General features: G+C 55.8%; 6 protein-coding genes. 5 read left to right on the top strand and 1 reads right to left on the bottom strand.

What is annotated here, in order from left to right; translation table 11 throughout:
- The first annotated feature begins 420 nt into the window (after window positions 1-420).
- The 5 genes from B4A77_RS06510 (at window position 421) to B4A77_RS06490 (ending at window position 5,158) form a co-directional block, all read left to right on the top strand.
- The gene (locus B4A77_RS06510) at window positions 421-1,557 is read left to right on the top strand and encodes a dTDP-glucose 4,6-dehydratase (RefSeq protein ID WP_290739360.1); all 1,137 of its coding nucleotides are present in this window, start codon (window positions 421-423) and stop codon (window positions 1,555-1,557) included.
- Window positions 1,557-2,120 carry a dTDP-4-dehydrorhamnose 3,5-epimerase gene (gene rfbC / locus B4A77_RS06505; RefSeq protein WP_073113509.1) on the top strand — a complete coding sequence of 188 codons (564 nt, stop codon included), beginning with the start codon at window positions 1,557-1,559 and terminating at the stop codon, window positions 2,118-2,120. The genes B4A77_RS06510 and rfbC overlap by 1 nt, the downstream gene beginning before the upstream one ends.
- A gap of 63 nt (window positions 2,121-2,183) precedes the next feature.
- Complete coding sequence (locus B4A77_RS06500) at window positions 2,184-2,627, top strand: low molecular weight protein-tyrosine-phosphatase (protein ID WP_073113508.1); 444 nt, start codon at window positions 2,184-2,186, stop codon at window positions 2,625-2,627.
- Complete coding sequence (locus tag B4A77_RS06495; RefSeq protein ID WP_073113507.1) at window positions 2,627-3,772, top strand: polysaccharide biosynthesis/export family protein; 1,146 nt, start codon at window positions 2,627-2,629, stop codon at window positions 3,770-3,772. The genes B4A77_RS06500 and B4A77_RS06495 overlap by 1 nt, the downstream gene beginning before the upstream one ends.
- Before the next feature lie 6 nt (window positions 3,773-3,778).
- Window positions 3,779-5,158, top strand: coding sequence for a mannose-1-phosphate guanylyltransferase/mannose-6-phosphate isomerase (locus tag B4A77_RS06490; protein ID WP_290739355.1), 1,380 nt, complete (start codon window positions 3,779-3,781; stop codon window positions 5,156-5,158).
- A 131-nt stretch (window positions 5,159-5,289) separates the two neighbouring features.
- On the opposite strand, the gene pheS is transcribed toward B4A77_RS06490, so the two are convergent.
- On the bottom strand, window positions 5,290-6,312 hold the full coding sequence (gene pheS / locus B4A77_RS06485; RefSeq protein WP_088628650.1) for a phenylalanine--tRNA ligase subunit alpha: 1,023 nt from the start codon (window positions 6,310-6,312) through the stop codon (window positions 5,290-5,292).
- Window positions 6,313-6,652 lie beyond the last annotated feature (340 nt).

Below are 6,652 nucleotides of genomic sequence, written 5' to 3'. Positions count from 1 at the left end.
GCCTGCGTGGGGAAGGGGTTGCCCCATGCGGTCGGGTTGTTCGGCACTTCCATTGAGTTGCCGATGTTGAACCCCATGCCCATGTTGGCCTGGACCTGCTTTGCGGTGGGGAGCGCCGCCGTTGCAGAGATTGCGCCCGCGATGGCGAAAATGGCTGTTTTTGCGAGAATTTGCTTCATTTGGATTCCTCTGAAAGTAACCCTAATACCACTACACGCCTCAAATGTATATTGAAAATGGCAGGAGTGCGCGAAAAATTGACGGCCCTGCCCAAATACTATTGAACGATTTGCAACAAAGTGTAAATGGAAATTTACGGTTGCAGGTGAAAAATTGGGTTTTTTCGCTCAAAAAGCGATATTTCAACTTGGAGCGGCGGGCTGCAACTTCTATATTATCCCCAAATAATTGGAGAATCGCATGAAACGTTCTATCGTCATTACCGGCGGCGCAGGCTTCATTGGCAGCCACGTAGTGCGCCTCTTTGTCAATAAGTATCCTGAATACAAGATTATCAACCTCGACAAGCTGACCTATGCGGGCAACCTCGCGAACCTGAAGGATATCGAGGGCAAGCCGAACTACAAGTTCGTGAAGATGGACATCTGCGACTTCGACGCGTTCTACAAGCTTATGCAGGACGAACATGTAGACGGTATCATCCACCTGGCGGCAGAAAGCCACGTGGACCGCTCCATCAAGGACCCGTTCACGTTTGCCAAGACGAACGTCATGGGAACTTTGAGCCTGCTTCAGGCTGCGAAGCTCTACTGGGAATCATTGCCCGAAAAGTACGAGGGCAAGCGCTTCTACCACATTTCGACCGATGAAGTCTATGGTGCCCTCAAGATGAACCACCCGGAAGGCATCACGCCCCCGTTTACCACGACGGCTAGCTCCAGCGAACACCACCTGGCGTACGGCGACGACTTCTTCTACGAGACAACGAAGTACACGCCGCATTCTCCGTATTCAGCCAGTAAGGCAGGCTCCGACCACTTCGTGCGCGCGTTCCACGACACCTACGGCATGCCGACGATTGTCACGAACTGCAGCAACAACTACGGTCCGTACCAGTTCCCCGAAAAACTGATTCCGCTTTTCATCAACAATATCCGCCACAAGAAACCGCTCCCGGTTTATGGCAAGGGCGAGAACGTTCGCGACTGGCTCTTCGTGGAAGACCATGCCCGTGCCATCGACGTGATTTTCCATAACGGCAAAATTGCCGAGACGTACAACATCGGCGGCTTCAACGAATGGAAGAACATCGACATCATCAAGGTCGTCATCAAGACCGTTGACAGGCTCCTCGGTCGCGCCGAAGGCGAGGACATGAACCTGATCACTTATGTGACGGACCGCCTGGGCCACGACGCCCGCTACGCCATCGACTCCACCAAGCTTCAGAAGGAACTCGGCTGGGAACCAAGCCTCCAGTTCGAGGAAGGCATCGAGAAGACGGTGCGCTGGTACCTCGACAACCAGGAATGGCTCGACAACATCACGAGCGGCGACTACGAAAAGTATTACGAAAAAATGTACGGGAACAGATAATGGGAAAGTTTAACTTTATCAAAACCTCCATCGAGGGCGTGACAATCATCGAGCCGACGGTCTATGGCGACCATCGCGGCTATTTTATGGAAACCTACAACAAGGCTGAATTCGACGCAGCCGGCTTAAACATGGTTTTCGTACAAGATAACGAATCCAGAAGCAAGAAGGGCGTGCTCCGCGGACTCCACTTCCAGAAGAAGAACCCGCAGGGTAAGCTCGTGCGCGTCATCGAAGGCGAAGTCTTCGACGTGGCGGTGGACCTGCGCAAGGGTAGCCCCACGTTTGGCAAGTGGGAAGGTGTTACGCTCTCCGCCGAGAACAAGAAGCAGTTCTACATTCCCGAGGGATTTGCGCACGGTTTCGTGGTGCTCAGTGAAACTGCGACTTTCGTGTACAAGTGCACCCGCCTCTACGACCCGAAGGACGAAGGCGGCCTCATGTGGAACGACCCCGAAATCGGCATCGAGTGGCCGGTGGGCAACGGCTTCGAACCGCTCCTCTCCGAAAAGGACACGAAGAACCCGCCGCTCAAGGACCTGGGCTTCGCGTTTGAAGTGTAATTCCTTTTGTCATGCCCGCGCAGGCGGGCATCTCTTATGATATAATTTTCTAATTTAAGAGCAATGAAGCATATTTTAGTTGTCTGTACGGGAAATATTTGCCGTAGCCCCACGGGAGAATACCTTTTGAAAAAGGAACTCGGTGAGGGTTTTGAAGTCATGAGCGCCGGGCTTGGCGCCTTGGTGGATCATCCTGCGCACGAAATCAGCCAGAAGATCGCTCTTGAACATGGTATTGATATGAGCGCGCACCGTGCTCGCCAAATAAACCTGGATATCCTCAAGTGGGCGGATCTTGTCCTGGTTATGGAAAATGGGCACAAGGCGGAACTTTTGCGCCGCTATCCGGCCCTTGGCGACAAGGTCCATCGCTATGGCGAGGCTCAGCAGGTCGATGTCCCCGACCCCTACCGTAGGCCCGAAAGTGCTTTTGTGTTGGCTTGGAACTTTATTTCTAAACTGACCCCTTATTGGGTCGAGAAGATTAAACAGAGCGAGGCTCAATAATGAAAAAATTGAATCTTTTGCTTGCTGCCGGTGTTGCCCTCGTCATGGGCGGCTGCTCGCTGGGCCCCCACATGCGAATGTCGGTGCCGGAAGGTGATGCGGAAGGATCCGCCGAATACAACGGCATCAAGGTGGTTGTCCACTCTATCGAAAACGGTGATTTTGGCACGGGCACGGCTGCTGCCGGTGATTCTGCAAAGTCGGATTTCGGCGAGCTTGCAGAACTGATTGTGGATTCCCTGCCGAGTCTTGAATACCGCATCGGTCCTCTGGACATGGTCCAGGTGGTCGTTTGGGAACACCCGGAACTCACGTCCCCGATGGGCCAGTACCAGCCTGCCGGCCAGCGCGTGACGACCGATGGCACGCTATTCTACCCCTATGCTGGCGAGATTAAGGCCGCGGGTCTTACGGCGCAGGAACTTCGTGCCGAAATCACGAAGCGCCTTTCCGACAAGATTTTGAACGATCCGCAGGTTGATGTACGCGTGACGGGCTACAACAGCCTCAAGGCGTTTATCTCCGGAGCCGTGAACAAACCGGGCTACGTTTCCTTTAACGAACTGCCGATGACTATCCCCGCTGCGATTGCGAGCGTGGGTGGATTTGCCGATGAGGCAGACCCCTCCGGAATGCAACTGCGCCGTGGGGACAAGGTCTATAGCATCAACTACCTTGATGCATTCAAGGCGAACCTCCCGCTCGACAAGATTCTCCTCAAGCCCGATGACCAGATTTTTATTCCGGCCCTCAGCGAGACCCAGAAGGAGAACCGCGTGTTCGTGATGGGCGAAGTTGCGAGGACCGGTGCCGTGAATGTGAACCAGGGCAAGCTCTCGCTCGTCGAGGCATTGGCTGCGGCTGGTGGCCTGCAGACGACATATGCGTCTTCTAAGTCTATTTATGTTATCCGTAACACTTCGGAAAAGCAGATTGACGTGTACCACCTGAATGCGAAGAACGCGATGGCGCTCGCGATGGCCGAACGCTTCAACCTGAATTCGCGCGATGTTGTCTATGTCGATGCTTCCGATCTTGGTACGTGGAACCGTCTCGTGAATTTGATCTTGCCTACGGCATCGATCATAAACTACGGGGCTAGCACGACTCGTAACATTGAGCTGATTTCTAGAGATGGGTGGTAATAGATTATGATTAACCTTATCCTTTGTGGCGGTTCGGGCACGCGCCTTTGGCCCGTGAGCCGTTCCCTCATGCCCAAGCAGTTTGCCCCGCTCTTTGACGGGCAGTCCCTTTTCCGCAAGACGGTCGTCACGAATGCGACTGTCTGCGAGTCGCAGTTTATCGTCTCGAACGCCGACCAGTTCTTCCTCGCGAAGGACCAGCTCGAGATGGAAGGCATGAGCGGCAGCAAGTTCCTGCTGGAACCCGTGGGCCGCAACACCGCACCCGCGATCGCGCTCGCATGCCTTACCATGAACCCGGAAACTGTCGTGCTCGTTTCCCCGTCGGACCACGTGATCCGCAAGAAGGAAGAGTACAAGAAGGTGCTTCTCCGCGCGCAGGAACTCGCCGAGGCGGGAAACCTCGTTACGTTCGGCATCACGCCCACGAGCCCCGAGACGGGCTACGGCTACATCGAGGCCGACGGCGAGAATGTGAAGCGCTTCGTGGAAAAGCCCGACTTGGCGACCGCCGAGAAGTACCTGCTCGCAGGCAACTTCTACTGGAACAGCGGCATCTTCTGCTTCAAGGCGAAGACCTTCCTCGCGGAACTTGGCAAGTATTCCCCGGAGATGCTCGCCGCCGCACAGAAGGCGCTCGCCAATGCGACCATCGAGGACGGTGAACCCACCCGCATCAACCGCGACGACATGCTTGCCATCCCGGCGAACTCCATCGACTACGCCGTGATGGAGAAGTCCAAGAAGGTGAAGGTCGTGCCGAGCGACATCGGCTGGAGCGACCTCGGAAGCTTTGATAGTTTGTATGGGGAATACCCGCACGACGAGAACGGCAACAACGTGAACCCGCGTCATATCGCGGTGGGCTCGAAGAACTCCCTCGTGATGGGTAGCCAGCGTGCCATCGCGACGATTGACCTCGACAAGATGCTCATCGTTGACACTCCGGACGCTTTGCTCGTGGCCCCGCTTAGCAGCAGCCAGAAGGTGAAGAAGGTTGTGGAAGAGCTCAAGCAGCGCGGTTCCGACCTCATCAACGTGCCGCAGACGGTGAGCCGCCCGTGGGGTACTTACTCCGTGCTCGAATCCACCGAACGCTACAAGATGAAGCGCATCGTGGTGAAGCCGGGCAAGCGCCTTAGCCTGCAGAAGCACCTGCACCGTTCCGAACACTGGGTGGTTGTGAGCGGCACTGCGACATGTACTGTGGGCGACAAGGTGTTCTACGTGCGTCCGAACGAATCGACCTACATCCCTGTGGGCGAAGTTCACCGCCTGCAGAACGAAGGCCGCCTCCCGCTCGTGATCGTGGAAGTGCAGGTGGGCGAGTACACCGGCGAAGACGACATCATCCGCGTGGAAGACGACTTCCACCGCTGCAAGTAACAAGCGTCATCCCCGCACAACAATTGTCATCCCCGCGAAGGCGGGGATCTCTTTTTTATACAAGAAAAGCGGGCCTTGCGGTCCGCTTTTTCGTTTCCTTCGTCTACCAGCGCAGTGGTCTTTCGTCTAGACTAGAACTGGCTCAGGAATCTCTGGTCGTTGCTCGTCAGCAAACCGATTTCCGGAATCGCGTGGCGCAGCATGGCGATACGGTCGAGACCGAAGCCGAAAGCGAAGCCCGTGTACTTCTCGGAATCGATGCCGCAGTTCTTGAACACGTTCGGGTCCACGGAACCGCAACCGCCGATTTCCATCCAGCCGGTCCCCTTGCAACGACGGCAACCCTTGCCACCGCAGAACACGCAGCTCACGTCCATTTCGGCGCTGGGCTCCGTGAACGGGAAGAAGCTCGGGCGGAAACGGGTCTTGACGCCTTCGCCGAACAGCTTGTTCATGAACACCTGCAGCACGCCCTTGAGGTCAGCAAAGCTGATGTTCTCGTCGACCACGAGGCCTTCGCACTGCTGGAACATCGGGGCATGGGTCGCATCGTTATCGACGCGGAACACGTGGCCCGGAGCAATCATGCGGAACGGCGGCTTGTGCGTTTCCATGTAGTGGATCTGCGTGCCGGAGGTATGCGTACGAAGCATCACCTTGTCGTCCACGTAGAACGTGTCCTGCATGTCGCGGCTCGGGTGGTCAGGAGGCGTATTGAGTGCCTCGAAATTGTACCAGTCCGTTTCGATGTCACGACCGAAGTCCACTTCGAAACCCATCTGGCTAAAGAAGTCGATAATCTCTTCGCGCACGTCGTAGAGCGGGTGCGTCGAGCCCGCCGGGATGCCTGCACCCGGGAGCGTGGTATCTACAAAGCCGCTTTCCAGCTTCTTCTGGAGGGCAGCCTGGTTCGCGGTCTCGATAGCCTTGTCGATTGCCTCGGAGACGGCGACCTTAAGTTCGTTCACGAGCTTGCCGTAAGCCGGACGTTCCTCGGCGCTGAGCGTGCCCATCTGCTTCATGAGGTCGGTCACGGCCCCCTTCTTGCCCAGGTACTTCACGCGGAGGTTGTTAACGGCTTCTTGGTTCGTAAGGTCGGTTTGCGCAAGTTCTGCGTCAAACGCCTGCTTCACATTGTTAATAGCTTCACTCATAGTGCGGGTAAAGATAGAAAATAGACGAGAGACGAGAGGCGAGAGGCGAGAGAAATTTTTATGGTTTTTGCGCGTAGCGCCATTTTTCTCTTTTATCTTTCGTCTGTAGGACCGAAGGTCCGTTCTTTCGTCTAAAAAAAGGGGGAGGTCTCCCCCCCACCTAAAGGTGGCCATGTACACTAAGGCCTAAAGGCCAAGTGTCCAAAGGTCGCTTTAGCCTTGCCCTATGCCATCCTGTGGAAACTGCAGACTGTCACCCTGGAGGAACGTCGTGACGATAGGGTCCAGGGCAAGTCTGCCGCTACTTCCTCGCCTAGGGGGCCTGCCCCCTAAGACCCCC

Origin of the sequence: Fibrobacter sp. UBA3718 (assembly GCF_002371935.1) — a bacterium.
Lineage (GTDB): Bacteria > Fibrobacterota > Fibrobacteria > Fibrobacterales > Fibrobacteraceae > Fibrobacter.
The sequence above is the reverse complement of the archived record's forward strand: the minus strand, read 5'-3'. Positions and strand labels throughout refer to the sequence as shown.

Bases quoted from the DNA above. Each gene is read 5' to 3' on its own strand.
- B4A77_RS06510 (WP_290739360.1), top strand. From the start codon at position 421: ATGAAACGTTCTATCGTCATTACCGGCGGCGCAGGCTTCATTGGCAGC.
- rfbC (WP_073113509.1), top strand. From the start codon at position 1,557: ATGGGAAAGTTTAACTTTATCAAAACCTCCATCGAGGGCGTGACAATC.
- B4A77_RS06500 (WP_073113508.1), top strand. From the start codon at position 2,184: ATGAAGCATATTTTAGTTGTCTGTACGGGAAATATTTGCCGTAGCCCC.
- B4A77_RS06495 (WP_073113507.1), top strand. From the start codon at position 2,627: ATGAAAAAATTGAATCTTTTGCTTGCTGCCGGTGTTGCCCTCGTCATG.
- B4A77_RS06490 (WP_290739355.1), top strand. From the start codon at position 3,779: ATGATTAACCTTATCCTTTGTGGCGGTTCGGGCACGCGCCTTTGGCCC.
- pheS (WP_088628650.1), bottom strand. From the start codon at position 6,312: ATGAGTGAAGCTATTAACAATGTGAAGCAGGCGTTTGACGCAGAACTT.